The organism is Oleiphilus sp. HI0061, from assembly GCF_001635675.1.
The window spans coordinates 1-396 of the sequence record NZ_LWFE01001462.1 but is presented as its reverse complement, the minus strand read 5'-3'; the positions used below and the strand labels follow the sequence as shown (position 1 = coordinate 396).

The 396-nt window shown below is 40.9% G+C and carries 1 pseudogene; it reads left to right on the top strand.

The features are described 5' to 3' along the window. Positions 1 to 396, top strand: a pseudogene (locus A3735_RS22985) (ArsR family transcriptional regulator); the annotation flags it as partial.

Below are 396 nucleotides of genomic sequence, written 5' to 3'. Positions count from 1 at the left end.
CTGAAACAGTTCACCCGCTAACCTTGGCAGCTCTTAAAACTCACGGTATCGAAAACATTCATCAATCAAAGCATATTGACGAACTCGCCGGGCAACATTTTGATTACGTAGTTACCCTTTGTGACAGGGCGACTCAAGAATGTAAATCACTCGGTGCAAAAGAGAAGAAATTAGAATGGAGCTTCAGTGACCCTAAGGTATCTAAGGGTGATGACCTAAGCGACATCGAACGTTTTCATATGAGCTTAACTGAAATAAATCGTCGAATTAATAGCTTTGCTGCAATCGAAAGTAATCAAGCAATACTTGATGCTCAACATTCAAACGAGCTATCGCCATTACAATTATTCAAGAGTCTGAGCGATGAGCTGAGGCTTAAATGCCTAATGCTGATTC